The sequence below is a fragment of the Paenibacillus sp. JT22N15 genome, from assembly GCF_059383755.1.
This window is the reverse complement of sequence record NZ_JBXENV010000007.1, coordinates 157,043-181,647: the sequence shown is the minus strand read 5'-3', so window position 1 is coordinate 181,647 and position 24,605 is coordinate 157,043. Positions and strand designations below refer to the sequence as shown.

Here is a 24,605-nt window from a genome sequence, read left to right as displayed (position 1 = left end):
AGCCGGAAGCAAAAAATTGCGGTACGTATAATAAAAAATCCGAATCGTTCGTTTATCAAATCGCCTAATACAGTTAGCAAGGCCTCCATTATTACCCCCTTGACAATCCATTCTATTAAAAAAAGGGCTATCATCTATCGTTATTCGCCCTTCTTGCACAAAAATAGATATCAGTCTAGTAAAACTTGGGTTTTTACCCTTCCAAATTTCCAAGTCCAACGTATGATATCTCAAATCTTAGGAGGTGTATTCATTGAGTTGTATTATTAATAAAAACAAGAAAAAGAAAAACTGTCATAAAAAAATCATTACTGTATGTAAACCTAAACGAAAAAAGAATGTTATTATAAAGAAAAAAATCGTTAAAGTAACGTGTCCTGCCCCTAAAGTTAAAGTTAATGTTACCCCTACACCTGGCCCACAAGGACCACAAGGGCCGGCTGGTGCTACAGGGCTGACGGGTCCACAAGGGCCAGCAGGAACTGCTGGGCTAACAGGTCCACAAGGGCCAGCTGGAGCTACAGGACTAACAGGTCCACAAGGGCCGGCTGGCGCCACAGGACTAACAGGGCTAACAGGCCCACAAGGGCCGGTTGGAGCCACAGGACTAACTGGACTAACAGGTCCAACTGGACCAACAGGGCCTCAAGGGCCGGCTGGCGGCATATCTTCCTTCGCCTTCCTATGCAGCACGGAAGCACAAAATGTTGCGCAAGCAGCGGCACCAGGAGGGCAAGGCGGCGCAGTGACCTTTAACGATATGGTGATTAGCGCAACTGCGCTTACTTTCTCCCCACCAAGCAATATTATCATTAACGAAAACGGCTTTTATAACATTAGCTGGGAAGTGTTCCCAACACCTGGAAACTCTGCATTTGGTTTATTCTTCGATCCAGACGGTGCAGGTCCAGCTCCAGCAACACTTGTGGATTGCAGCAACTACGGTACAGGCGCAGGCAACAATCCTTACCAAGGTCAAGTCGTTGCTCAATTAACCGCTGGCGGCGTATTGACTTTAAATCGTATTGATAACATGGGCAATCTGGTATTGCAAAACGCTATCGGCGGCGGAACACCAACCGTGAGCGCATCAATTGTCATTGAAAAACTAGCATAATCTTGTTCGCTCTTCGGGGCTGTCACCAGCTGTCATTCGTAATGGCTGCTGGTGACAGCCTTTTTATGAAGCACTTTGGAAATAGAAAAAAAAACTTCGCCATATAGGCGGTCCCAGATTGTCGAGAAACGCTACGTCTTGGGAAGCGGTTAAGCGCTCTCAAATTTAATTTCGAAAAAATGAAAACGCTTATTGACATATTGGAAGCGTATACATATAATAAAAGTACAGTATGGTTTCTCTCCACTCCTATCCAAAACTTATGTTCTGAGAATGAACATGGACCGCCTCTATGGCGGTCTTTTTTTTGCCCTTGCTTAGTTTGAATATACATTGTTTCTGTATTTATTTCCTTAGCTATACAAGTTGAACTAATGTCCCTAAATCAAAAAGCCCCGCAGCAGCTCAAAAGCTGCTCGGGGCATTGCTATATGTTACTGATGAACCGCGAAGCCGGCATCCGCAAGCACAAGCTGAGCCTGATCCAAATCCTCCTGCGTGCGGAAGGACAGCCTCAGAACGCCCGGAACATCCTCCCTGCTCTCGATAATATGGATGTTGCTCAAATTGATGCGCTCCTTGCCAAGGTCGCTGGCGATTTTACCAATAATGCCGGGATGATCGGGTACGTCTACATAACAATCATAAATCGAATGCAGCATGCCCTTGCGGCGCTCAGGCAGCTTGCTGCGGAATTCGCCCGCTGTACGGAACGCTTCCTCTATGCCTTCGCCATCTTCCCGCTCCAGCAGGTCCGCGAATGTTGCGATTTCTGCATTCCAATCTTTCAGCAGCTTTAGCAGCACGCCTTTATTATTAACCAAAATGTCGCGCCATACGACCGGGTCGCCTGAGGCGATACGGGTAATATCGCGGAACCCCCCTGCTGCAAGCGAAGCATACAGCTGATCCTGCTCATTGTAGCCGCGAATCTGGTTGACCAGTGCAACTGCAATCATATGCGGCAGATGGCTGATCGCGCCCACGATTTCATCATGCGACTTCGCGTCCACACTGACAATGTGCGCTTTCGTCAGCGCAAGCAGTTCAATGAGCTTGTCCAGCTGTCCCTGCGGCGTCGACGCGTCGGGCGTGAGGACGTAAAACGCATTTTCGAACAAATGGGTCGATGCCGCTTCAACACCCGAGCGCTCCGATCCCGCCATCGGATGGCCGCCGATAAACGAAACGCCCGGCTGGCTTTCCAGCCTGCGTCCGCATAAAGCAACGGAAGCTTTCGTGCTGCCGACATCCGTCACAATACAGCCCGGCTTCAGCGGCAGCTGGCTCAGCTCATCTACATACTCCTCCAGCTTGCCTACAGGCACGCAGAGGAATATAAAATCAGCGTCAACAGCCGCCTCCCGAACAGACGTCGTTGCTGAATCTACGACGCCACGATTGACATATTTCTCTGCGGAGGACGCCCGGTTTGAATAACCGACAACCGTTACGTCCGGCTTCCCCTTAAAACAAAGGGCAAGCGATCCGCCAATTAATCCTACGCCAAAAATCGCTATTTTCACCATAACCTTATGACTGCACCGCCACTTCCTGCAAAACCTGCTCCAAAGCAGCTATAAACTGCTCATTTTGCTGCTTTGTGCCTACGCTGACCCGAATATAGGTCGGGTAATACGTCCAACGGGAACGAATAATAAAGCCTTTGCGCAGCAGCGCATCAAATACTTCCGGAGAAGGACGCTTGACATCGACCATAATAAAATTGCCATGCGCCGGATAATAAGCAAGGCCAAGCCGGTCAAACTGCGCAGCAAAATAAGCGATGCCCGCTGCATTTTGCTGCACAACATGCTGAATAAAAGCTTGATCGGACACGGCCGCCTTCGCCGCTGCCTGTGCGATTCTTGACGTATTAAACGGCTCCCGCACCTGATTAATGAAGCGAAGCACGTCCGCGTCGCCAACGCCATAGCCGATACGCAGCGCTGCCAAGCCATACACCTTCGAGAACGTGCGCAATACGATCAGATTCCGGTAGCTGCTTAGCAGTTCAATGCCGTTCGGGAAAGCAGGATCTGTTACTAGCTCGCAATACGCCTCATCCAGCACAACGAGCACATGGCTCGGTACCTGCTGTAAAAAGGAAGTCAGCTCATCCTTCGTCACAATCGTGCCAGTCGGGTTGTTCGGGTTGCAAATCCAGATGATTTTCGTACGCTCTGTTACCTTCGCCAGCATAGCAGGAAGATCATGCTTGCCCTCCTTCAGCGGCACCTCGATGATGCGAGCGTTCTCAATTTCGGCGTTATGCTTATACTGCGGGAAGGTCTCGTCCGCCATAATCGTTTCGTCGCCGGCAACAAGAAATGCGCGGGCCAGCATTAAAATAATTTCACTGGAGCCTGTGCCGAAAATCAGCTGCTCCGGCTTTACGTTAAGATGGTTTGCAAGTGCTGCTGCAAGCTCAATGCTGGCGCCATCAGGATAAATATTCGTTTGGTTTATTTCTTCCAACATTGCCGCTTTAGCCTGCTCGGAACAACCATGTGGATTTTCATTGGAAGCCAGCTTCGTAACTTCAGTTAGCCCAAGCTCTCTCTTCACATCTTCAACCGGCTTGCCAGGCTGATAGACAGGGAGATGTAAAATATTGTTTTTTGGCTGCATGCTGCCGATCACCTCTTCTTAATATATCAACACATTAATTGATATATAAATATCAATTGCATAAAGCTTATTGTCTCACATCTTGTCCCGCTTTAAAAGATGTTCTATTGCAATTGATCGAGCCAGCCCCAAAGAAAAAATCTAAAATCCCATCTCAGCAAGCCAGGATGACAATTTTGCCTCCCGCTCCTTCAATTCGGCCTGTCCGAGCTGACCGAGCCGGCGTTCGCCAACGATGCATCCGTCCAACATAAATAGCACACGCTGTGTTTTGGCAGCTACCTTCGCATCATGGGTTACCAGCATAATCGTCGTCCCTGCAGCATTCATTTCCGCTAAAATATCCATGACCTCATCGCTCGCCTTGGAATTAAGCGCCCCCGTCGGCTCATCGCCAAACACCAATTGCGGCCTGTTGATGAGCGCCCGGCAAATGGCCGCCCGCTGGAGCTGTCCACCTGATACTTGCGACTTGTCCACATGGGCCAGCTGCGCAATGCCTGTCCGCTTCATCAGCTCGCTGGCACGCCTGTTGATAGCAGCGCGGCTCTCTTCTTTCGCCATATAAGCGGGCAAAATAATATTGTCAAGCAGACTGAGATTTTTCAAAAAACCGCTCTGCTGAAAAATAAATCCCATTTTGCTCAAGCGAAGCTGGGCCAACCGCTCTTCGGATAGACTGCCGATCTCTTGCCCTTGTATGGCGACGCTGCCGGACGTCATTTTATCCATCCCGCTAATGATCTGCAGCAGGGTCGACTTGCCGCAGCCAGAAGGCCCCATTATAGATACGAACTCACCTGCCTGCAATTCCAAATTCACATTTTTTAGCACAGGCTGTTCGTTATTTTTGCCTAAGGAGTAGCTTTTGCTAACCTTTTTCGCCTCTAACACATTTGTCATCACAATGCCCTCATTTCGAAAATGATTTTGCTGCGCCAGCGCCTTTGCCAGCTCCCGTTACAGCTAAACTGCTGAATAACGTCGTTATAATTACGACAACGATAAGTGCCAGCGGAATCCATATGTAAGCCACAAGCGGATTTACGACAAACGCAACGCGGGCTGCGCCCATAAAGGACATCAGCACGCTGACTGCACCCTGCCCAAGGGTTGCCGCTGCTGCGGTGCCTAACACCATTCCCGCCAGTAATACGACCAGCGAGCGGATGATGTATTGCAGTCTGATCTGTTTCAAGGAAAATCCAAGGCTTCTCATAATGACGATGTCGGAAGCGTCTTTCACGATTAGCATGTTGAAAAATAAGGCGGTAATCAGTATCGCGATCACGAGAGCTGCTGTCGAGGTGAGCACCGTTATTTTTTGCAGCTGGCTTATGGTGGAGCTTAACGTCTGGGACAAATAATCTTCCATAAGCGTCACCTTTGCCGGATGAAAGGCCGCTGCGTATTCCGCTGTTTTCTCACCAATGGCCACGCCCGGCTTTACATTCAGGCTGACCATGTACCAGAGAACGGACTGTGCTTCGTAAGGCAGCAGCGCCTTCGCCGTCTTGCCGCCATTGGTCACATCCTGATAAATGCCCGTAATCTTCAGCTCTCGTTCTTTCCCGGCTGCGAGGAGCGTTAGCGTGTCGCCAAGCTGCTTGCCGCGCTCCTTCGCATGGAGATAAGAAAGAGCCATTTCATCATTTTGAGCAGGCGCAGCCCCGCTTAAATAGGCTAGCGGGAACAGCGAAAAATCGCCCGTTTGCACGCTCACATTTTCATAGACGCCATCCTCGCTGCGCAGCTTATAAGAGCTCGTTACGAGCGGCGAATACTTTTCTACATCGCTGTCGTTTTGTATATAGGCGAGCATATCGTTGTACCGCTGCGCTGCGTCGCTTGTCTGCCGCATATCGATTTGAATATCACTCCTCCCGGCTCCCATATATGTTATAAAATCAGGCGATTTCATCGTATTCAAAAAATTTGCCGGCACAATGATAAGGAAGAAACAAAGCGTAAACACGAGGCCCAGCAAGCCGAAGGTTCTAATCCGGACGAACACATCCTGCATGCCGACAAATAGATGGACAGGGATAACCCGGCTGCGATGGAGCTTCAACAGTCCTGACATCCCTCCTTTGGACGGAATGCTACCTGAACGCAGAGCTTCAACGGCCGATATTCGCTTAAATCTCCGCAAAACGAAGCGGCAGAACATCATCACTAGTAGAAAAATACAGACCGCTCCCAGCAAGGGGACGGTGTAGCTAAGCGCATTTTTTTCAGCTGTGCCCATATATAGGCTCCGATTCGCTATGAAAGCCCGCTCTGTAAATAGGGACAGCACATACCCTGCCAAACTAGCCAGCAAAGCGATCATCCGATATTTCATTAAATATAGCCGGCGGATATGCTCTCCAGCCATCCCAATCGCCTTCATAACGCCAATCTCATAAAAATCCTCCTCCATCGCAGCAAGCATCGTGAACCGCAGGCAGAGAAAGGCGATCGCAATCAGCAGTAAGCTGGCTAAAAGAATAACAACGGCCGCAACGCCGTCGGTCAGCGCATTCAATAGCCGAAATTGGGCGGATGTAATGGCGGGTCCTTGGTGGGGAAGTCCAGATGATTGATAAAGCTGTTCAAATTCGCTAGTTCGCTCCCCATCATGCAGCAGAAATTCGATCAAATATTCTTTTTCGGCAAAGTAGCCCTTAAGCGTCTCCCAATCCGAATCGCTCACAACGATACGCTTCGAGCTGACAATAGACGGATTCATCTGGGCATCCCTAACAAAATCCGCTATCGTAAAAGTCATGCTAAAGGAACCTTTGGCAATCCGCATCGTATCCCCGATTTCCAGTCCCTGCTGCTGCTTAAAATAAATCGGCACCGCTATTTCGCCTGGAAGCACATCCAGCCTGTTATTGGTTAAATCAAGTAAAAAATCAAACGCTTTATTTTGCTTTACAATGCTCATTTCCATGACGCTGCCTGCCTCTGACTCACCACTCGCGCCAAAATAAACATGAGCCGGCTCAATAGAAATCATTTCGACCGTTTGCTGATCCTTCACTAGCTTACTGCCGTTTGCAAAAGCCTCTATTTCCCGCTGGTCGATTTCCCCGGCATGCATTTGGACAAAATGGGGGACAGCCGCTTTCTCAAACCAGTCATCCACCGAACGGAACAGCTCCAGCAGCATGCTTGCACTGCTTGCCACGAGCAGCGAGGAAATCATAATAAATATAAATAAAATAGCGGTAATCAGCTTATTGTTAGCGATATCTTTTCTCCACATCGTTCCTAGCATCTTGCTCTTCCTCCCCTATTTGATTTTGATAAAACCTCTTTGTCAGCCAAGCTGTTAAAAGCAGGGCTGCGAACATAAGCAGGGCAGGAATATACACCTGTAAGCTGAATATTTCAAACAGCTCTCCGTATACGATTTGCCCAACAGGAGCTGCTATTTGGGCAACCGCCATAATAATGGCCATCACCTTGCCAAGCAGCTCATTAGGTGTCTGCTTTTGCACCCGGGTCAGCACAAAAATTGAAATCATCGTCAACGCCATCGCGATGGGAACAACGCTTGCCATAAACAGCATATAAGCGGGATAATAGCCGAGCCCCAGCATCCATGGCGTCAGCGACAATGACATTGGCAGCAGCCATGCGGCTATGACGAGCAGCCACCGGTATAAGGTGCTCATTTGCATTTTTCTCGCGAAAAAGCCAATCGTCAGTGCGCCCAAAATCGTGCTGCATTCCACAATGCCCATGCCAACTCCGTAAAGCGTATCGCTGCTTTGCATCGTAACCCGCAAAATAATCGGCCCGCCCACAACGAAAAACGGCGTTAAAATAAAATTGAGCAGCGCCGCTAATACCATCGCTTTCAAGATCGGGCGCCGCTGGACTACATAGGCCATCCCTGCTTTCATATCGGCTGCAAGCGTTGCGACGATATTTCCCTTCTGCTCGCGTTTCACAAACGGGATTTTAATAAATAGCTGCATGAGAGCTGACAGCAAAAAAGCGATACCGCTTCCGATCATCAATGTGTGCAGGCCAAGAACACCATACAGAATGCCGCCAAGCACCGGGGCAGCCATTTGGGCCAAAGCGCCGATGCCATTCACCATTCCATTGGCCTGCTCCAGCTGGCTCTCCTGCACCAGCTGCGGGATGCTCGCCTGCACAGCAGGCTGGTACATCGCGCTGATCAGTGAAAGCAGCACCATCACAATACCAATAACAACAACAGGCGCGTCCCCTGCTGCCAATAGGAGCATAAAGCCCAGAACGACGATGCCGCCTCCAAAATCGAATAGAACGATTAAATTACGGCGATTGAAGCGGTCAGCGATGGCCCCGCCAATTGGCGACAGCAGCAGCGGGATGCTGGACACCGCATAAAGAGTCCCATAAATATCTGCTCGCCCTGTAAGGTCTAGCGCATACAGCGACAGCCCAAAGCGCAGCAGCGCGCTGCCCAGAATGGAAATCATTTGCCCTAAAATAAGCAGCTGAAAGCTTCGCGTGAACGGCACCCTTTTTACGTTATTTTGTATCATTTTTCAGCTCCTCCTTAGGAAAAATAAATGGATTCGCATTATAGACTGACCGTCAGTCTATAAAGTTCGAAAAAATAAGCCAGCATCCAAACGTCCCCCGCCATTTGACGGTTTCGGAATACTGGGCACGCTAACAGCTCACCTGCAAGGTGGGACTCGGGTGCGGCAAAAAATCAGGTCATTCCCCGTTCGTCAGCATTTCATATATAAAATCAAAGCTGCCTTTTTTCGCGCCTAGCGTCGTTTCCATCACATGAATAAAAGCTTTCGCCTTCTGGATGATTTCCGCAGGCTGCCATTCGAATAAACCTTCATCGAACAGAAAAGTGGAGGATACGATTAAAAATTCCACTGTCTCCTGTGGAAATTCGGTTTGAAAAATATGCTCCTCTATGCCTTGCTCAATGACTGCTGTTAACACTGGCGTCAAGTGAATAATTGTCTGCACGAGGCTTTTCTGATGCATTTCTGCATTGCCGACCTGATGGAATTGCTCCAGCAGCTGTTCCTTACGGTCACCATGCTTAGGCTTCTGAGCCATCAAAATTTGAAATAATTTGACCAAGGTCGGCAGCTCCGGGTTAGAGGCTATCCCCCTTGCAGCGGCAACATCCGCTGCGACGATCCGCATAATGATCGCATCCATAACTTCCTCTTTGGATTTAAAGTAATAATAAAACGTCCCCTTCGCAATGCCAATCTCCTGAAGGATGTCATTGATCGTCGTTTTATTGTAGCCCTTCGTATAAAAAAGCATTTCTGCTGTATCTAAAATTTCATTTTTGCGCTCTTCCGGGTCTTTCAGTATACGCATCGTCCGCTTAGTCGCTCCCTTCTATAGACCGTCGGTCGGTCTATGTGTAGTATATGCCATTTTTTGAGCATAATCAATGTTATTTTTGAGATGACACAAGCGTAAACGGCTTTCGCCGTCCTCTGGCGGCAAAGCTTCCGTTTCGAGGGTGGAATATAAGCCGATTATAAGAGTGAAACTTATAATTTCTTATATTTTAAGAAAAACGCCTGGCGGCATCCTTTCTATTAGACGCCATCGTTTTGGCGATACGTATAGAGAAAGGATGAGAACATTCATATCCTTTCCTATATTTAAAAAAAGAGATGCAGAATACGTTCGTATTCTGCACCTCTTAAACTATGCCTCCCGATAAGAGGTTAAGTATGCCCTAGCCTTTCAGCGCGGCTACAAACTCGCCGATCTGCTTCAAGCCTGCTGCGCGAGTGCTCTCCTCTTCGAGCAGCGGAATGGATTCTTCAATTTTGCGTACGATCGCGCTGCCAACGACAACCCCGTCGCATTGCTTGGAGAAACGCTCTACTTGCTCGCGGCTCGAAATGCCGAAGCCAACTGCGATCGGCAGATCGGTCGCTTCCCGCACGGTAGCGAGGAAATCGTCGATCCCACTGTGGAATTCAGCCCGCACGCCCGTTACGCCCAGCGAGGAGACGCAATACACGAAGCCTTTAGCTTTTTGCGAAATACGTACGACGCGATCCTTGGAGGTCGGAGCTACGAGCGGAATGAGATGAATGCCTGCCGCTTCCGCCAACTGGCGAACCTCGGCATCCTCTTCGATCGGCAGGTCGGGAATGATTAGACCGCTGATTTCTTTATTTTTGACCAGCTCCATAAAAGCTTCCAGACCGAATTGGAGCACCGGATTGAAATAAGTAAATAAAATGAATGGCAGCTTCACGCCAGCTTCGCGCGCTTGCGCCGCAGCTTCAATGCAGTCGCGCAGCGTAATGCTGCTTCTCAAAGCACGCTCGGATGCCCGTTGAATAACGGGACCATCGGCAAGCGGATCAGAATAAGGAACGCCCAGCTCGATTAGATCGGCGCCAGACTCCTCTAGCTGCTTAATAATGGCCAGCGACGTGTTCAAGTCAGGATCGCCCACTGTTAAAAAAGGGATCAGCGCGGTACGCTTCTCCTCCCGTAGCTTTGCAAATACCGTATCAATGAGATTCATCGACTGCGCCTCCCAGCTTGCTCATAATCGTCTCTACATCTTTATCGCCGCGTCCCGACAGGCTGACAACGATAATTTTATCTTTAGCAAGCGTTGGAGCCAGCTTGACCGTCTGGGCAATCGCATGTGCCGACTCAAGCGCCGGAATGATGCCTTCTGTCCGCGACAGCAATTGCAAGGCATCCATCGCCTCGTCATCGGTAATCGGGAAATATTCCGCACGGCCCGAATCCTTCAAATAGGAATGCTCAGGGCCAATGCCCGGATAGTCAAGACCAGCCGAAATCGAATGCGCAGGCAGCACTTGTCCGTTATCATCCTGCAGCACATAGCTCAGCGAGCCTTGGAATACGCCATGGCGGCCTTTCGTCATTGTAGCCGCATGCTCCTCTGTCTCTACTCCACGTCCCGCTGCTTCTACACCAATTAAACGCACATCCGCATCTTCAATGAACGGGTAGAAAATACCGATCGCATTGCTGCCGCCGCCAACCGCTGCTACTACATAATCCGGCAGACGTCCTTCTTCTGCCACAATTTGCTTGCGCGATTCGTCACCGATAATCCGCTGAAAATCGCGGACGATCATCGGATATGGATGCGGCCCTGTCGCCGAACCCAAAATATAATACGTATCGTCTACATGGCTAACCCAGTAGCGGAGCGTTTCATTACAGGCATCCTTAAGCGTGCGCGTTCCCGAAAGAACGGGCACGACTTCCGCCCCAAGCAGCTGCATGCGGAATACGTTGAGCTGCTGGCGCTTCATATCTTCCTCGCCCATAAATACTTTGCATTCCAGTCCAAGCAAAGCTGCAATCGTTGCCGAAGCAACGCCGTGCTGGCCTGCGCCCGTTTCAGCAATAATTTTCGTTTTGCCCATGCGCTTCGCCAGGACGCCCTGACCAATTGTGTTGTTGATTTTGTGGGCGCCCGTATGGTTCAAATCCTCGCGCTTCAAATAAATTTTAGCGCCGCCAAGCTGCTCGCTCAGGCGCTCTGCATAATAGAGCGATGTAGGTCTTCCCGAATATTTATGCAGTAGATTGCGGATTTCCTCTTGGAATGATTCATCCTTGGAATAGTGGTTGTACGCTTCCTCCAGCTCAAGCAGTGCGTTCATCAACGTCTCGGGAACATAACGGCCGCCAAACTTGCCGAAACGACCATTTTCATCCGGTACTCGGTTCATCGTTGCATCACCTTTCTGACGAATAATCTAATTTTCTCGATATCTTTAACGCCGTCCGTCTCTACTCCGCTGGACACATCAAGGCCACTGGGAGCATGCGCAGCTAACAATTCATGTACATTGTCCGGGTTCAGACCGCCCGCTACATAAAGTGGCACATTCAGCTGCGCTGCCGCAGCCTGGTAGTCATCAATAACTTGCCAGTTGAACGCTTTGCCCGTTCCGCCCCCGGCCGTGTCGATCAGCACAGCATCAACTTTGCCGCTATATGGAGCAAGGCGGGCTGCTGCCTCATTCGCACTAGCATGATCGCCCGTACCCTTGTCGGCTCCCGTGCCTGTGTCCTCCTCAGACTGAACAACCGTTTCATTGCGTATAGAAAATACCTTCCACACCTTCACCGCAAATTGCTCACGCACCGTTTGGCAAAAAGCAGGCGTTTCGCTGCCATGCAGCTGCACCACATCAAGCGGAGCGATAGCGAGCGTCTCGCGCAGTTCCTCCAGCTCAGGATTTACGAATACGCCGACGGTTTGGGGACGCTGCCCATCTGCCGCCTTCAAGGCGTGTACAGCCTCAATCAGCTCCGCTGCTTGCGCAGGCAGCACTTGACGCTTGCTAGGTGCAAATACAAATCCAATGTCATGGAACGGCAGCCCGTCCATTTGCTGAATCGTCTCGGCAATCTTCAGGCCGCAAATTTTGATCCGAGGTGTCGTCTGCGTCTGCACTAGCGGCTCACCGGCCCCATCAGATCGATAATAGCCTGGCCAGCATCGGGTTGGCGCATAAAATGTTCGCCAATGAGAACGCCCTGCGCACCAACGCCTTGCAAATAATCCATATCTGCCGGGCCAGCAATGCCGCTCTCGCTAATAACGGTCACACCTTGCGGCATCAGGCCGATCAGCTGCTCCGTCGTACGCAAATCGGTGACAAAGCTTTTCAGATCGCGATTGTTCACCCCGATAAGCGTCGCTTTATTCAGATCAAGCACCGTCTCCAGCTCCTCGCGGTTATGCACCTCGACCAGCACATCCATGCCAAGCGCCGTTGCCGTATCATACAGCTCCGCCATTTGCTGCTTCGTCAATATCGCCGCAATGAGCAAAATCGCATCCGCGCCAATGACTCTCGCCTCATACACTTGGCGGTAATCAATAATGAAGTCCTTGCGAAGCAGCGGAATGCCGACCGTATCCTTCACGAGCGTCAAATACGCATTGGCCCCTTGAAAATATTGCTGGTCCGTCAGCACAGAAATACAATCCGCGCCGGCCTGCTCATATGCAGCTGCCAGTTCCGCCGGATGAAATTCAGGGCGAATCAGACCTTTAGACGGCGAAGCTTTTTTCACCTCGGCAATGAGTCCAACCGTGCGCTTGCGGCCCGCAGTCAATGCGCGCTCAAAGCCGCGGCACGGAGCAAGCTCGGCAATCGTCCGCTCATATTCCGCTAATTGGAAAGTGGCGGACAACGCTTCTACCTCTTCGCGCTTCGTTACTACGATTTTATCCAAAAACATGGGTCAGCTCTCCTGTCGTTTGAATCAGGCCCAGCAGCTTTTGCTCGGCTAATCCGGAATCAATCATATCCGCCGCAATTTTAACACCATCTGTCAAGCTCGCAGCAGCTCCGCCCACATAAATGCAAGCCCCTGCATTCGCAAGCACGATATCGCGATAAGCACCGCGCTGCTCGCCGCTGAATATGCCGCGAATAATCGCCGCATTGGCCGCAGGATCACCGCCCAGCACCTCGCTGATCGGATAGCGGGTCAAGCCCAGTTCCTCCGGCGTAATTTCATACGTGCGAACCTCGCCACTTCGCAGCTCCGAGACTCTAGTCGGCGCCGAAATGCTGATTTCGTCCAGCCCGTCATTGCTGCTGACGACCATCGCGCGTTTGACGCCAAGCTCTGCCAGCACCGAAGCGACGGTGTCCGTTTTCTTATAATCATACAAGCCGATTAGCTGGCGATCAGCACCAGCAGGATTCGTTAGCGGGCCCAGCATATTAAAAATCGTGCGGATGCCCAGCTCTTTACGCGGAACAGAAGCATGGCGAAGCGATGGATGGTACAGCTGCGCGAACATGAAGCAGATGCCCACTTGCTGCAAGCATTCCTCCGCTTGCTCAGGGGTAAGCGTAATTTGGACGCCCAGCGCCTCCAGCACATCAGCGCTTCCAGCTTTGCCGGACATTGCGCGATTGCCATGCTTGGCTACGCGAATGCCAGCCGCAGCCGCAATAATTGCCGATGACGTTGAAATATTGAACTTATGAATGCCGGAGCCGCCTGTGCCGCACGTATCAAGCAGCCCTTCCTGCTCGGTCTGCACATGGCTCGAATGCGCACGCATCGCCTGGGCGAAGCCTGTAATTTCGTCCTTCGTCTCGCCTTTCATGCGCAGCGCGGTCACGACGCCTGCAATTTGAACTGGCGTCGCTTCTCCGCTCATAATAATATCCATGACGGAGCGGGCTTCTTCCCGTGACAAATGCTCGCTGCCGATTAATTTGGTTAACGCGCTTTGCATCGTAATCGGTGTTAGGCTGTTTGTCATTGTACGAAACCCTCCCCTGCTTTAATGTAATAATCGCTATTGATGGCATTGAAGCTCTGGTCGCGAGCGTCTCCAGGCTTGCCGAACAGCTGCTCAGCGGCCCGAATGGCCGTCAGCAGCGCTTTCGCTTTATTCACCGTTTCGGTATATTCGCTTTCCGGAACAGAATCCCAGACGATGCCTGCCCCGCTCTGCACGTAGGCTTTGCCATTTTTGAAAATGATCGTGCGAATCGTGATGCAGGTGTCGAGCGTACCGCCAAAGCCTAAGTAACCAATGGCTCCAGCGTAGGCGCCGCGAGCTTCATTTTCAAGCTCCGCAATAATTTCCATCGCCCGCAGCTTCGGTGCGCCGGATACGGTTCCGGCAGGGAGACAGGAGAGGAACGCATCGTAAAAATCTTTGTCCTCCCGCAGCTTGCCCGTCACATTCGAGACGATATGCATAACGTGGGAATAACGCTCGATTTCCATGAAGGAATCGCATTTCACCGAGCCGAACTCGGATACACGGCCGATGTCGTTGCGGCCTAAGTCGACGAGCATCAGATGCTCCGCGCGCTCCTTCTCGTCTGCCAGCAAATCCTGCTCCAGCGCAAGATCCTCCTCCGGCGTTTTGCCGCGAGGGCGCGTTCCGGCAATTGGACGGGTTTCCACCTTGCTGCCATCTACTTTAACGAGCGCCTCCGGCGACGTTCCAACGATCACCTCTTCACCCATTTTCAAATAATACATGTATGGTGAAGGGTTCATCGTGCGCAATACGCGGTACACATGCAGCGGATCAACATCCGTCTCAATGCTGAAGCGCTGGGACAGCACCACCTGGAAAATATCGCCGGCGCGAATATACTCCTTCGCTTTGTCGACATTGGCAATGAACTGCTCCTTCGTCAAATTGGACTGCACATCGCCAACCTCGGGCATCGTCGGCACGCCAGCACCGATTGGCACCGGAATTTTCACCTGCTGCTGCAGGCGCTCGACCGTCGCTTCGATTTTGGCAACTGCTGCGTTGTATGCCTCCTCGACGCCGTAAGACTGAACAATGCCCGTCTGCGTCGTCTCCTTCGGCACATGCACATTGCCGATAATTTGCAGCTGCTGCTTGAAGTGGTCGAAGACGATGACCTGATCGCAGAACATAAACTGCAAATCATTCATTTCCAAATCATCAATGCGGTGGGGTGGGAGCTTCTCATAATATTGCAGCAAATCATAGCCGAAAAATCCGATAGCCCCGCCCGTAAATGGTGGAAGATGGGACATCGCCGGACTGCGATAGTAACGAAGATGATCCTTCAGCAAGCTTAGCGGCTTATCGTCGAAGCTGATTTTTTCACCATTTTTCTCAAAAATCATTTCGCCGTTTTTGCCGTACAGCATCATAAACGGATCGGTTCCAATGAACGAATACCGCGCCCATTTCACGCCGCCCTCTACACTTTCAAGCAGAAATGCATGCTTTTCCTTGGCAAAATGCTGAAACAGCCGAATCGGCGTCTCCGTATCCGCCATCATATAACGAACGATTGGAATGAGATTGTATTCCTCAGAGAGCTTGACCACTTGCTGTAATTCACTATTCATCGTTACGTCCCCCTTCTCGATATGTGTAGTCACATTCAAAATAAAAAGCCCCTGCCAAGGCAGGGGCGTTGATTTAAGATGAGGACAAAAAAGTAAAGGCTAGCCAACAAATAAACCTATAGCAGCATCTTGTACAAACATACGCAATGGAAAACAGCTGTCGCCATCTGAAAAGATGGATAGGCTCTTCCCGCAACGAAATAGAATATGATTATAAGCGCTAAACTTATACATCATCTATATTTCATCATCACGCACTCTGCTCTATAGTCTTTATATTCGTAACTTGGCTATGCTCGTCTCTGCTCTGCTCATCTAATTTCAACTAAAACCTGCTCACTTGCTACTCAACTAGTCTCATTCACTTCATCCAATATACAACATCTTGTGCCTGATCGTCAATTAGATTAGGATTGCGATAAATCTGGACGAAGCACTTGGGCTCCTCCCAAGTACACATGTTTAATCTCGGCTTGCGTTTTGTCCGTATTTACAGTAACCATCAGCCTAATGCAGCGAGCAAGGCTTCCCTTGACGGGCACTTCTAGCGCGCACATCAGTGGAACAAGCTCCCACCCGCTCATTTGGCGAATAGCCACGGCCGGAAAAGCATCGTCCAAATCATTCGTCACCGTAATAAATACGCTGCAAATATCGTCAGGCTGAACGTCATTGTCTGCGACAATGGCATGCAGCATTTCAAGTGTTGCTTTTAAAATAGGCTCTTTCTCGTTTGTATCAACGGTAATTGCCCCGCGAATTCCCCTAACGCTCATATTACTCGGCCTCCTGTTTCAATTCCTCCACGATTTCCCGAACCCATGACGCCGGTACATCCTTCTTGATTTCCACTTTGCCGATCGCCGTCGGAACCACGAAAATCATTGTGCTTTCGCTGAACTTTTTGTCATGCATCATCGCATCCATAATCGCGTCCACGTCAAAGTGCTCCGGCAGCTTCACCGGAAGCCCGCATTTAGCAAGCACTCGTTTCGTTGTTGTATAGACGTCCTCAGGCGCTCCATAACGCAGTCCTAGCTTGGCCGAGCCAATCATGCCTATCGAAATCGCCTCGCCATGAAGCAGCTCGCCATAGCCAGCTACAGCCTCCAGCGCATGACCAATCGTATGGCCCAAATTCAAAATCGCACGCAGGTCATTTTCGCGCTCATCCTTGGATACGACTGCCGCTTTTACACTGCAGCCCTTATACAAGGCATAGCCGAGTGCTTCTTGATCAAGCGCCAGCAGACGCTCGGAGTTTTCATCGCACCACTGCACGAAAGCGTCGTCCCAGATGAAGCCGTGTTTGACCACTTCTGACAAGCCTGCACGAACGTCGCGCGGCGGCAGCGTCTGAAGCGTATTAAGATCATACAGCACCATTTCCGGTTGATGGAAAGCGCCGATAATATTTTTCGCCAGCGGGTGATTGACTGCCACTTTGCCGCCAACGCTGCTGTCATGCGCCAAAATCGTCGTCGGAATTTGAATAAACTTCACGCCGCGCATATAAGACGCTGCTACGAATCCAGCCAAATCGCCAACTACGCCGCCGCCAAGGGCTACGATCGCCGATTTGCGGTCAAGCCCTGCCTTAAGCGCATGCGTGACCAAATCTTCCAGCATCGCTAAAGACTTCGAGCTTTCACCTGACGGAACGATTGCTGTCGACGGCTGGAAGCCCGCTGCGCTTAGCGTGTTTGCAAGCGGCTCCAAATAATGGGGTGCCACTTTGTCATCGGAGATGATCAGCAGCGGCGATTTTTTGCTAATGCCGTGCTTTTCGAAAAAAGAGGGAGCCTCCTGCAGGAGACCCTCCCCAATATAGATCGGATAAGAGCGTTCGCCTAAATCAACCGTTAGCTCTCTCATCCTTTAGTACCTGCCTATTTGCTCAAGGTATTGATTCAGGTTCGAGCGGATTTCCTCAATGGAATCGCCGCCGAACTTCTCCAGAAATGCTTTCGCTACTTCAAAAGCCACAACATGCTCCATCACAACGCTCGCTGCCGGAACTGCACAGCTATCGGAACGTTCGACTTGCGCCGTGAACGGCTCCTTCGTGTCAATGTCCACGCTGCGAAGCGGCTTGTAAAGCGTTGGAATCGGCTTCATTACGCCGCGGACGACGATTTGCTCGCCATTGGTCATACCGCCCTCGAATCCGCCCAGACGGTTCGTCGCTCTCGTATAACCTTCCTGCGCTGTGTACAAAATCTCGTCATGCACCTGCGAGCCGCGCAGCTTCGCTGCTTCAAAACCAATGCCGATTTCACAGCCTTTGAAGGCATTAATCGAAACGACAGCGCCCGCGATGCGCGCATCCAGCTTGCGGTCCCATTGCACATGGCTTCCAAGCCCAATTGGCACGCCTTCAATAATGCACTCGACTACGCCGCCGATAGAATCGCCTTCGGCTTTAATTTGGTCAATGTACGCGGTCATTTTTTCTTCGGTTTCTTTATCAACAACGCGTACAGGCGATTCTTCCGTAATGCGAATAAGCTCATCCAGCGGCAATTGGTTCGCCGGCGCTTCGATTTCGCCAATACGGATAACCTGTCCGCCCACTTTAATGCCGAATTCAGCAAGAAGCTGGCGTGCAACCGCGCCTACCGCTACGCGTGCTGCTGTCTCGCGGGCACTGGAGCGCTCCAGTACGTTGCGAAGATCCTTCAAATTATATTTCAAACCGCCGTTCAAATCCGCATGCCCAGGACGCGGACGGTGTACCCGGCGCTTCTCTTCATCTCCGCCTTCAATCGGGGCGATGTTCATTACGCTCGTCCAATGCTTCCAGTCATTGTTCTCAACGATTAGCGCTACAGGAGCGCCAGTCGTCCGACCATGACGAACGCCGCCGACAATGTTCGCCGTATCCTTCTCAATTTGCATGCGACGACCCCGGCCATGGCCTTTCTGGCGACGGTGAAGCTGAAAATTAATTTCCTCAAAATCAATAGTTAAATTGCTAGGAAGACCCTCAATAATGGCGGTCAATTGGGGACCATGTGTTTCCCCCGCTGTCAAATAACGTAAACTCAACCTAAAGCTCCTCCTTCAACGCAAACAACCTAATATGGCCTGGGGCGCTGCAAGCGTGCGCATTTGGCCGATTATTAGGCGCATGCTATCATCAGCTACCCTAAACATCTTTGCTCATTATAGTACAGCCTTGCGGGTTTGACAAGAAATGCGCACCGCCAATCCGCGCTCAAACGCCATTTTTATCTCAAGCGTAAACGGCTGTCGCCGTCCTCTGGCGGCAAAGCTACCGTTTCGAGGGTGGAATATAGAGAAAGGATCGAAAAATCATATCCTTTCCTAATATGTTTAAAAAGAGCAGGATCAAATGCCTGGTATGGCACCTGATCCTGCTCTTTTTCAAACGATGGCCTTCTATGGGCCTTCCCTTAGCTATTCACCGTGCGCTTGCTCTGCGAATCCGCATAGTCGGAAGCGAATTGTTGGGCTTTCAATAATCCAGGCAATTGCCCGCTGTCCAGTCCCAAAATCTGCGCGCACTCCTGAATCGATATAATGCCAAGCTTATAGGCTTGAATCACTTTGCGTTTATCCATCTTTCGTTCCGCCTCCAAATGGTGTTGACTACCACTAGTATAGGAGAACAAGGAAGACGATATACATTAATTGCTCGTTTTTCTGTAAAAGAACGTATCCGCCGTATCAAAGCCATACTGGGCTGGCGAAAAAATCTGCTCCGTGCTGCCGACGAACAAAATGCCGCCCGGCTTCAAAGCTTTTGCAAACTTGTGGTACAAAATGCGCTTCGCATCCTCGGTAAAATAAATCATAACATTGCGGCACACAATGAGGTCGAATCCGCTGTCAAACGTATCATGGAGCATATTTTGCTGCTTGAATTGGATCGATTTTTTCAAATCGTTCGAGACGGCAAAAGCTCCATGATCTGGAGCAAAATATTTTTGACGGAACGCTGGCGGCACATCCTTAAGCGAACGCTCTAAATAAATGCCCTCCTGCGCCTTCTGCAGCACGATATTATCAAGATCCGTCGCCAAAATCGACGATTTGCCAATGGCACCAATCTCCGTCAAAATCATCGCCAGCGTATAAGGCTCCTCGCCCGTCGAACATGCCGCGCTCCAAATTTTCAACCGGCTGTTGTTTTTCAGCATTTCAGGAAAAAACTGATTTTTCAGCACTTCCCACCGGTTCGGGTTACGCCAAAACTCCGAGACGTTAATCGTCATCCGGTCGAGAAATTCATTCATCAAAGTACGGTCATTCTCCAGCTTTCTCCAGTATTCATCGAATGTCTGGAATCCATGCTTCATGCGCAGCGTCGTGAGCCTGCGTTTCATTTGCGCTTCCTTATATTGCGATAAATCAATGTTGGTCTTATCTCTCATCTTCTGGATAAACGTTGCAAAATCCCGATCGTCCGTCATTAAGCCTTCAGCCTCCGTTTGTATTGCAGCTGGCTAAACCCAGCGCTGCATCGTTTGTTCGTATTCCACAAGCTGTTCAGGAGTGAAGAAAATGGAAATTTCCCGCACGGCATTTTCGGGAGAATCGGAGCCATGAATCAAATTATAATTCGTATGTACAGCAAAATCAGAACGAATGGTACCTGGAAGCGCATCCACTGCATTCGTCTTGCCAATTAAAGCGCGGGTTAGCGCAATGACGTTATCGCCTTGCCACACCATCGCAAACACGGGGCCAGACGTAATGAACGCCAGAAGCGGCTCATAAAAAGGCTTGCCTTCATGCTCCTCGTAATGCTTTTGTGCCAGATCGCTACTTACGGTCATAAACTTGGCTGCAACCAATTGAAGCCCTTTACGCTCAAAGCGAGACATAATTTCTCCAATGAGGCCACGTTGAACACCGTCAGGCTTAATCATTAAAAAAGTTCTTTCCACTAGTAGCAGCTCCTTTTCGCATCGTGATTAATAATTGCGTTTGCCGACAAAATGTGCGATATCGGATAAGTTCTTCTTCGCCGGAAGGGATGGCAAATCCTTCAAGGCAGCGAGCGCTTTCTCTACATACTTTGCAGCAAGCTGCTCAGCGACATGAATGCCCTTGCTATTTTTGATCAAATCGATCGCTTCTCGCGTATCCACATTGCCATTGTGCTCGCGAATACGGGCGATTTCCACAAGCAGCCGCTCACGGGTCGCCTCATCCTGCAATGCCAAAATAACGGGCAATGTAATGTTGCCCTGTCTAATGTCAGAGCCTGGCGGCTTGCCGATCTGCTTCTCGGTTCCGAACAAATCAAGCAGATCATCGCGAATTTGAAACGCCATTCCTACATTGTAGCCATATTCATAAAGCCGGTTAGCCGTCTCTCTATCCCCATCGGCTGCAATCGCTCCAAGCTGACAGCTTACTGCAATGAGCAATGCGGTTTTGCGCCTGATGCGCAGCAAATAATGGCGGATGGTTTGGTCCGTATTGAAAAAATAACGGATTTGCTCCATTTCGCCAATGCCCATTTGCACAATTGCTTTGGACAGCACCTGATGAATTTGCGGGTTGCCGAGTTCCGTAGCGATAACGAGCGCTCTTCCGAAAATATAATCTCCGGTATACATCGCAACCCGATTATCCCATTTAGCCTTGACGGTAGGCTGGCCGCGTCTGGTAGCTGCGTCATCAATCACATCGTCATGAACAAGCGAGGCCATATGGATCAGTTCAAGAGGCACGGCGATTTTTTTCATGACCTCCAGATTGTAGCGCCCAAACTTGCCGGCAAGCAGCACAAAAACAGGACGCAGCCTTTTGCCGCCTGCCTTGAGCAGATGAAGGGATGCCTCGCTGAGCAGCTTATGCTCGAAAGTGACGCTGCGTTCAAGCTCCTTCTCTATTTGCGTTATATCGCCTTTTAATTTTGCGTACATATCTAATAGTTTCATTCTTTCACCTATTCGGCAGAATTGTCTTCGTAGAACGCCAGCTGAACCTCATGGTCCAGCAGACCTAATTGTGTCGCATAACGGAAATACAGCGCCAGTCCCTCGCGCAGCTTCTGTCCGAAATCATATTGCAGACATGTAAAATAGTTCAGCCAATACGCGCGTTCGCCGCCAAGCTCCTCACAAGCCTTGTCCACAAGTGGTGACAAGTCGGCAAGATTGTGGCGCTTAGTCGCAAGCATCGCCTGATGCAGCTCATGGATTTCCCGAGGAAAGGCAGCTGCCGCCTCCTTATGAACCGCCACAACCGCGAAGGTCATGCCGAGGCCCGTCCAGCGATGCCATAGCTCGCCAAGATCGATGATGTGCAGCTCTTCACTTCTCCACGAGGCATGAATAGCTGGGTCACCAATGATGAGCGCCCCATCCGCATTCTCAAGCATCTGATCAAGCACCGGTTCAGCAGCGATATATTCCGCATCAAGATCGTAATAAAGCTTCATCACAATTTTGAGCAAATTGACGGAAGTGGCTGAAGCGGTTGTTACCGCAATTCGCTGTGGACGCACTTGCTCAATCGGCTGCTTAAGGAACAGCAGCACCGAATTAACCCGGCCTTCCGATCCTACACATAGCTCCGGCAGCAGCAAATAGTCTTTGCTGTTTAAGCCGTAAGCATAGGATGAGACAGCCGAAGCCTGAAGCTCTCCTTCGCGCAGCTTGCGGTTCAGCTCTGCCGGAATGCGGGAGCACAGCCCCAGCTCAGAAGCGTCAAGACGCTGATCAAGGCCAACAAAGAGCGGCCATGCATTCGCGTAATCAATTTCTCCAATCATTAGGGGCAAGCTGTCTTTAGTCAGCATCAGGCCCATCCCCCCATCTTGTAAACAAAGCATGCTCAATTCCCATGCAGTCTAATAATTTGCCAACCAGAAAATCAATCATGTCTTCCATCGACTGCGGCTTATAATAAAAGGCTGGCATTGCTGGAACAATCGTTACGCCCAGCTTTGCAAGCTTCAGCATGTTTTCCAGATGAATAGCATGCAGCGGTGTCTCCCGAGGCAGCAGAAGCAGCTTGCGTCCTTCCTTCAGCATCACGTCCGCTGCCCTCGATAGCAAATCATCGGATATGCCGTGAGCGATGGATGCAAGCGTCCCCATGGAGCATGGCGCAACGACCATTCCCTGTACCCGGAAAGAGCCGCTGGCAATGCTTGCCCCGATATCTGAATTCGGATGCAAAACAAGCCGCTTCGCCTGCACTGCCTCTGCAAAATGCAGCTCGACAGCAGCTTGTCTGCGGCTCGTCATCCAGCCCAGCTCTTCCTTAAGCACTCGCCAGCCAGCCTCGGTCACCACAAGATGGACGTCAAAGCCTGTTTTAAGCAGTTCCTCTGCCAGCCGAATGCCGTAGATCGAGCCGCTCGCCCCGGTAATGCCGACAACCCATCTGCCTGCCGCGCCAGCAGTTCCGCCCCCTACCATTTGTGCAATACCATCAAATCAACAATGGCAAACAAAAACAGAACGACGCTTAATGTGCCATTCATTCCGAAAAACGAAAGCTGAACGCGGGAAAGATCGTTTGGACGCACCAGCCAGTGCTGATAGAACAGCATAACGATGGCAAGCAGCGTTCCAAGCAAATAAACCCAGCTCAAATTTGTCAAAATAAATAACGTAATAAAACCGACTGCCGTCACTATATGGAAACTGCGGGCAATCCACAGCGCCTTCGCTACGCCAAACCGGGCAGGAATGGAGTTTAAGCCTTCCTTGCGGTCAAACTCGTAATCCTGCGTTGCATAGACGATATCGAAACCGGCAATCCACAGCGCAATCGTCACATAGAAAACCCATGCTGCCGTGTTAAAACCGCCCGTAACAGCTACCCAGCCGCCAAGTGGCGACAGCCCGATCGTCAAACCGAGAAAAACATGGCACAACCAAGTGAAACGCTTCGTATAAGAGTAGAGCACCAGTAATACGACAGCAATTGGAAGCAGCTTCATCGCAAGCGGAGCCAGATTGGCCGCAGCAATAAACAATAGGACGAAGGATACAATCGTAAACAAAAGCACCTCCGCTGACTTCAGCAAGCCTGCCGGAATGGCGCGGTTGCTGGTGCGGGGGTTGCGCAGATCGATCGCCGCATCAATGAGTCGATTGAGGCACATCGCAGCGCTTCGCGCGCCAACCATGGCTAATGTAACCCAGCCGATTTCCGCCCAAGAAGGAAGACGCTGCTCCATAACAACAGCGCCCAGAATCGCTCCCATAAAGGCGAAGGGAAGCGCAAATATCGTATGCTCAAATTTGATCATTTCAAGAATAATGCGTATTTTGCGAATCATGTTGGCTTCTTCTCCTTTATGCCTATATGCAGCGCAGCAATGCCTCCAGTCAGCGGGTAGCCTTTTACCTGCTCGAGCCCTGCTTCTTCAAACAAGGCGGACAGCTGCTTTAGGTCAGGAAAAAGCTTTAATGAGTCCGGCAGCCATTTGTATTCTTGGAATCGCTTGGCTACCAGCTTGCCGATCATTGGCAAAATCCGTTCAAAATATAAATAATATAAGGCCTTGAATGGCTGCCAGCCCGGCTTTGAAAGCTCCAAGCATACGACCTGTCCACCCGGCTTCACGACGCGGTGCATTTCCTTAAGCACCTGCAAATAGTCGGGTACGTTGCGCAGGCCGAAGCCAATCGTTACATAATCAAACGAATTATCCTCATAAGGCAATTGCATCGCATTGCCCTGCACGAGCGTAATTTGCTTGTCGAGCGACAGCTGCTTCACTTTCTCGTGGCCGACATTCAGCATATTTTGGCTGAAATCAAGGCCACTGATTGCCCCGCTCCCGCTGGCCTGAGCTAGTGATATTGTCCAGTCACAGGTGCCGCAGCACAAGTCAAGCGCAGTCTGGCCACGCTGTACATTCATTTTGCGCATGGTGAATTTCCGCCATGCCTTATGACGCCGAAAGCTTAGCAGGTCATTCATTAAATCATATTTGGGAGCAATGTTTTCAAATACAGCGTGTACATGCCCCTTGGAGTTTGCATCCATTCGT

At 50.4% G+C, this 24,605-nt stretch carries 24 protein-coding genes; 1 reads left to right on the top strand and 23 read right to left on the bottom strand.

Features of this window, described 5'->3' with window-relative positions:
* Positions 1 to 253: 253 nt before the first annotated feature.
* Complete coding sequence (locus AC50X8_RS15705) at positions 254 to 1,117, top strand: collagen-like domain-containing protein (RefSeq protein WP_200931576.1); 864 nt, start codon at positions 254 to 256, stop codon at positions 1,115 to 1,117.
* 434 nt (positions 1,118 to 1,551) lie between these two features.
* On the opposite strand, the gene AC50X8_RS15700 is transcribed toward AC50X8_RS15705, so the two are convergent.
* The 23 genes from AC50X8_RS15700 to AC50X8_RS15590 form a co-directional block, all read right to left on the bottom strand.
* On the bottom strand, positions 1,552 to 2,646 hold the full coding sequence (locus AC50X8_RS15700; RefSeq protein ID WP_056028766.1) for a prephenate dehydrogenase: 1,095 nt from the start codon (positions 2,644 to 2,646) through the stop codon (positions 1,552 to 1,554).
* Positions 2,647 to 2,650: 4 nt separating this feature from the next.
* Positions 2,651 to 3,748, bottom strand: a complete 1,098-nt coding sequence (gene hisC, locus AC50X8_RS15695) for a histidinol-phosphate transaminase (protein WP_056028768.1) — start codon at positions 3,746 to 3,748, stop codon at positions 2,651 to 2,653.
* A 141-nt stretch (positions 3,749 to 3,889) separates the two neighbouring features.
* The gene (locus tag AC50X8_RS15690; RefSeq protein ID WP_494880286.1) at positions 3,890 to 4,651 is read right to left on the bottom strand and encodes an ABC transporter ATP-binding protein; all 762 of its coding nucleotides are present in this window, start codon (positions 4,649 to 4,651) and stop codon (positions 3,890 to 3,892) included.
* Positions 4,652 to 4,661: 10 nt separating this feature from the next.
* Complete coding sequence (locus tag AC50X8_RS15685; RefSeq protein ID WP_494880284.1) at positions 4,662 to 7,013, bottom strand: FtsX-like permease family protein; 2,352 nt, start codon at positions 7,011 to 7,013, stop codon at positions 4,662 to 4,664.
* Positions 6,979 to 8,277: an MFS transporter gene (locus AC50X8_RS15680; RefSeq protein WP_056028774.1), complete on the bottom strand. Its 1,299-nt coding sequence runs from the start codon at positions 8,275 to 8,277 to the stop codon at positions 6,979 to 6,981. The genes AC50X8_RS15685 and AC50X8_RS15680 overlap by 35 nt, the downstream gene beginning before the upstream one ends.
* A 178-nt stretch (positions 8,278 to 8,455) precedes the next feature.
* Entirely contained in the window at positions 8,456 to 9,091 is a 636-nt protein-coding gene (locus AC50X8_RS15675) for a TetR/AcrR family transcriptional regulator (protein ID WP_056028776.1), read from the bottom strand.
* A gap of 370 nt (positions 9,092 to 9,461) precedes the next feature.
* Positions 9,462 to 10,268 carry a tryptophan synthase subunit alpha gene (gene trpA / locus AC50X8_RS15670; protein ID WP_056028778.1) on the bottom strand — a complete coding sequence of 269 codons (807 nt, stop codon included), beginning with the start codon at positions 10,266 to 10,268 and terminating at the stop codon, positions 9,462 to 9,464.
* Positions 10,255 to 11,460, bottom strand: coding sequence for a tryptophan synthase subunit beta (gene trpB / locus AC50X8_RS15665; protein WP_056028780.1), 1,206 nt, complete (start codon positions 11,458 to 11,460; stop codon positions 10,255 to 10,257). The genes trpA and trpB overlap by 14 nt, the downstream gene beginning before the upstream one ends.
* Positions 11,457 to 12,191, bottom strand: coding sequence for a phosphoribosylanthranilate isomerase (locus AC50X8_RS15660; protein WP_063892456.1), 735 nt, complete (start codon positions 12,189 to 12,191; stop codon positions 11,457 to 11,459). The genes trpB and AC50X8_RS15660 overlap by 4 nt, the downstream gene beginning before the upstream one ends.
* Positions 12,191 to 12,985, bottom strand: a complete 795-nt coding sequence (trpC, locus tag AC50X8_RS15655) for an indole-3-glycerol phosphate synthase TrpC (protein ID WP_494880280.1) — start codon at positions 12,983 to 12,985, stop codon at positions 12,191 to 12,193. Before trpC ends, AC50X8_RS15660 begins: the two co-directional genes overlap by 1 nt.
* A complete protein-coding gene (trpD, locus tag AC50X8_RS15650) occupies positions 12,972 to 14,027 on the bottom strand; it encodes an anthranilate phosphoribosyltransferase (RefSeq protein ID WP_056028784.1) in 1,056 nt (351 codons plus the stop codon). The genes trpC and trpD overlap by 14 nt, the downstream gene beginning before the upstream one ends.
* Positions 14,024 to 15,616, bottom strand: coding sequence for an anthranilate synthase component I (gene trpE, locus AC50X8_RS15645; RefSeq protein WP_056028786.1), 1,593 nt, complete (start codon positions 15,614 to 15,616; stop codon positions 14,024 to 14,026). Before trpE ends, trpD begins: the two co-directional genes overlap by 4 nt.
* A 407-nt stretch (positions 15,617 to 16,023) precedes the next feature.
* Positions 16,024 to 16,392, bottom strand: a complete 369-nt coding sequence (gene aroH / locus AC50X8_RS15640) for a chorismate mutase (protein WP_056028788.1) — start codon at positions 16,390 to 16,392, stop codon at positions 16,024 to 16,026.
* A 1-nt stretch (position 16,393) separates the two neighbouring features.
* Complete coding sequence (gene aroB, locus AC50X8_RS15635) at positions 16,394 to 17,491, bottom strand: 3-dehydroquinate synthase (RefSeq protein WP_494880277.1); 1,098 nt, start codon at positions 17,489 to 17,491, stop codon at positions 16,394 to 16,396.
* Between the two features lie 3 nt (positions 17,492 to 17,494).
* Positions 17,495 to 18,664, bottom strand: coding sequence for a chorismate synthase (aroC, locus tag AC50X8_RS15630; RefSeq protein ID WP_056028792.1), 1,170 nt, complete (start codon positions 18,662 to 18,664; stop codon positions 17,495 to 17,497).
* Positions 18,665 to 19,032: 368 nt separating this feature from the next.
* Positions 19,033 to 19,200 (bottom strand): hypothetical protein, encoded by a 168-nt coding sequence (locus tag AC50X8_RS15625; RefSeq protein WP_150131589.1) that lies wholly within the window; start codon positions 19,198 to 19,200, stop codon positions 19,033 to 19,035.
* A 66-nt stretch (positions 19,201 to 19,266) separates the two neighbouring features.
* The gene (locus tag AC50X8_RS15620) at positions 19,267 to 20,052 is read right to left on the bottom strand and encodes a CheR family methyltransferase (RefSeq protein ID WP_056028794.1); all 786 of its coding nucleotides are present in this window, start codon (positions 20,050 to 20,052) and stop codon (positions 19,267 to 19,269) included.
* Positions 20,053 to 20,085: 33 nt separating this feature from the next.
* Entirely contained in the window at positions 20,086 to 20,529 is a 444-nt protein-coding gene (gene ndk / locus AC50X8_RS15615; RefSeq protein ID WP_430156383.1) for a nucleoside-diphosphate kinase, read from the bottom strand.
* A 27-nt stretch (positions 20,530 to 20,556) separates the two neighbouring features.
* Positions 20,557 to 21,531 carry a polyprenyl synthetase family protein gene (locus tag AC50X8_RS15610; protein WP_056028798.1) on the bottom strand — a complete coding sequence of 325 codons (975 nt, stop codon included), beginning with the start codon at positions 21,529 to 21,531 and terminating at the stop codon, positions 20,557 to 20,559.
* A gap of 8 nt (positions 21,532 to 21,539) precedes the next feature.
* Positions 21,540 to 22,394 (bottom strand): menaquinone biosynthesis protein, encoded by an 855-nt coding sequence (locus AC50X8_RS15605; protein ID WP_494880274.1) that lies wholly within the window; start codon positions 22,392 to 22,394, stop codon positions 21,540 to 21,542.
* Entirely contained in the window at positions 22,384 to 23,019 is a 636-nt protein-coding gene (locus AC50X8_RS15600; RefSeq protein WP_494880272.1) for a UbiX family flavin prenyltransferase, read from the bottom strand. The genes AC50X8_RS15605 and AC50X8_RS15600 overlap by 11 nt, the downstream gene beginning before the upstream one ends.
* Positions 23,013 to 23,888, bottom strand: coding sequence for a UbiA-like polyprenyltransferase (locus tag AC50X8_RS15595; protein WP_056028804.1), 876 nt, complete (start codon positions 23,886 to 23,888; stop codon positions 23,013 to 23,015). The genes AC50X8_RS15600 and AC50X8_RS15595 overlap by 7 nt, the downstream gene beginning before the upstream one ends.
* Positions 23,885 to 24,601, bottom strand: coding sequence for a demethylmenaquinone methyltransferase (locus tag AC50X8_RS15590; RefSeq protein ID WP_056028806.1), 717 nt, complete (start codon positions 24,599 to 24,601; stop codon positions 23,885 to 23,887). The genes AC50X8_RS15595 and AC50X8_RS15590 overlap by 4 nt, the downstream gene beginning before the upstream one ends.
* Positions 24,602 to 24,605: the final 4 nt, after the last annotated feature.

Bases quoted from the DNA above. Each gene is read 5' to 3' on its own strand.
- AC50X8_RS15700 (WP_056028766.1), bottom strand. From the start codon at position 2,646: ATGGTGAAAATAGCGATTTTTGGCGTAGGATTAATTGGCGGATCGCTT.
- hisC (WP_056028768.1), bottom strand. From the start codon at position 3,748: ATGCAGCCAAAAAACAATATTTTACATCTCCCTGTCTATCAGCCTGGC.
- AC50X8_RS15690 (WP_494880286.1), bottom strand. From the start codon at position 4,651: ATGACAAATGTGTTAGAGGCGAAAAAGGTTAGCAAAAGCTACTCCTTA.
- AC50X8_RS15685 (WP_494880284.1), bottom strand. From the start codon at position 7,013: ATGCTAGGAACGATGTGGAGAAAAGATATCGCTAACAATAAGCTGATT.
- AC50X8_RS15680 (WP_056028774.1), bottom strand. From the start codon at position 8,277: ATGATACAAAATAACGTAAAAAGGGTGCCGTTCACGCGAAGCTTTCAG.
- AC50X8_RS15675 (WP_056028776.1), bottom strand. From the start codon at position 9,091: ATGCGTATACTGAAAGACCCGGAAGAGCGCAAAAATGAAATTTTAGAT.
- trpA (WP_056028778.1), bottom strand. From the start codon at position 10,268: ATGAATCTCATTGATACGGTATTTGCAAAGCTACGGGAGGAGAAGCGT.
- trpB (WP_056028780.1), bottom strand. From the start codon at position 11,460: ATGAACCGAGTACCGGATGAAAATGGTCGTTTCGGCAAGTTTGGCGGC.
- trpC (WP_494880280.1), bottom strand. From the start codon at position 12,985: ATGTTTTTGGATAAAATCGTAGTAACGAAGCGCGAAGAGGTAGAAGCG.
- trpD (WP_056028784.1), bottom strand. From the start codon at position 14,027: ATGACAAACAGCCTAACACCGATTACGATGCAAAGCGCGTTAACCAAA.
- trpE (WP_056028786.1), bottom strand. From the start codon at position 15,616: ATGAATAGTGAATTACAGCAAGTGGTCAAGCTCTCTGAGGAATACAAT.
- aroH (WP_056028788.1), bottom strand. From the start codon at position 16,392: ATGAGCGTTAGGGGAATTCGCGGGGCAATTACCGTTGATACAAACGAG.
- aroB (WP_494880277.1), bottom strand. From the start codon at position 17,491: ATGAGAGAGCTAACGGTTGATTTAGGCGAACGCTCTTATCCGATCTAT.
- AC50X8_RS15625 (WP_150131589.1), bottom strand. From the start codon at position 19,200: ATGGATAAACGCAAAGTGATTCAAGCCTATAAGCTTGGCATTATATCG.
- AC50X8_RS15620 (WP_056028794.1), bottom strand. From the start codon at position 20,052: ATGACGGACGATCGGGATTTTGCAACGTTTATCCAGAAGATGAGAGAT.
- AC50X8_RS15610 (WP_056028798.1), bottom strand. From the start codon at position 21,531: ATGAAACTATTAGATATGTACGCAAAATTAAAAGGCGATATAACGCAA.
- AC50X8_RS15605 (WP_494880274.1), bottom strand. From the start codon at position 22,394: ATGCTGACTAAAGACAGCTTGCCCCTAATGATTGGAGAAATTGATTAC.
- AC50X8_RS15600 (WP_494880272.1), bottom strand. From the start codon at position 23,019: ATGGTAGGGGGCGGAACTGCTGGCGCGGCAGGCAGATGGGTTGTCGGC.
- AC50X8_RS15595 (WP_056028804.1), bottom strand. From the start codon at position 23,888: ATGATTCGCAAAATACGCATTATTCTTGAAATGATCAAATTTGAGCAT.
- AC50X8_RS15590 (WP_056028806.1), bottom strand. From the start codon at position 24,601: ATGGATGCAAACTCCAAGGGGCATGTACACGCTGTATTTGAAAACATT.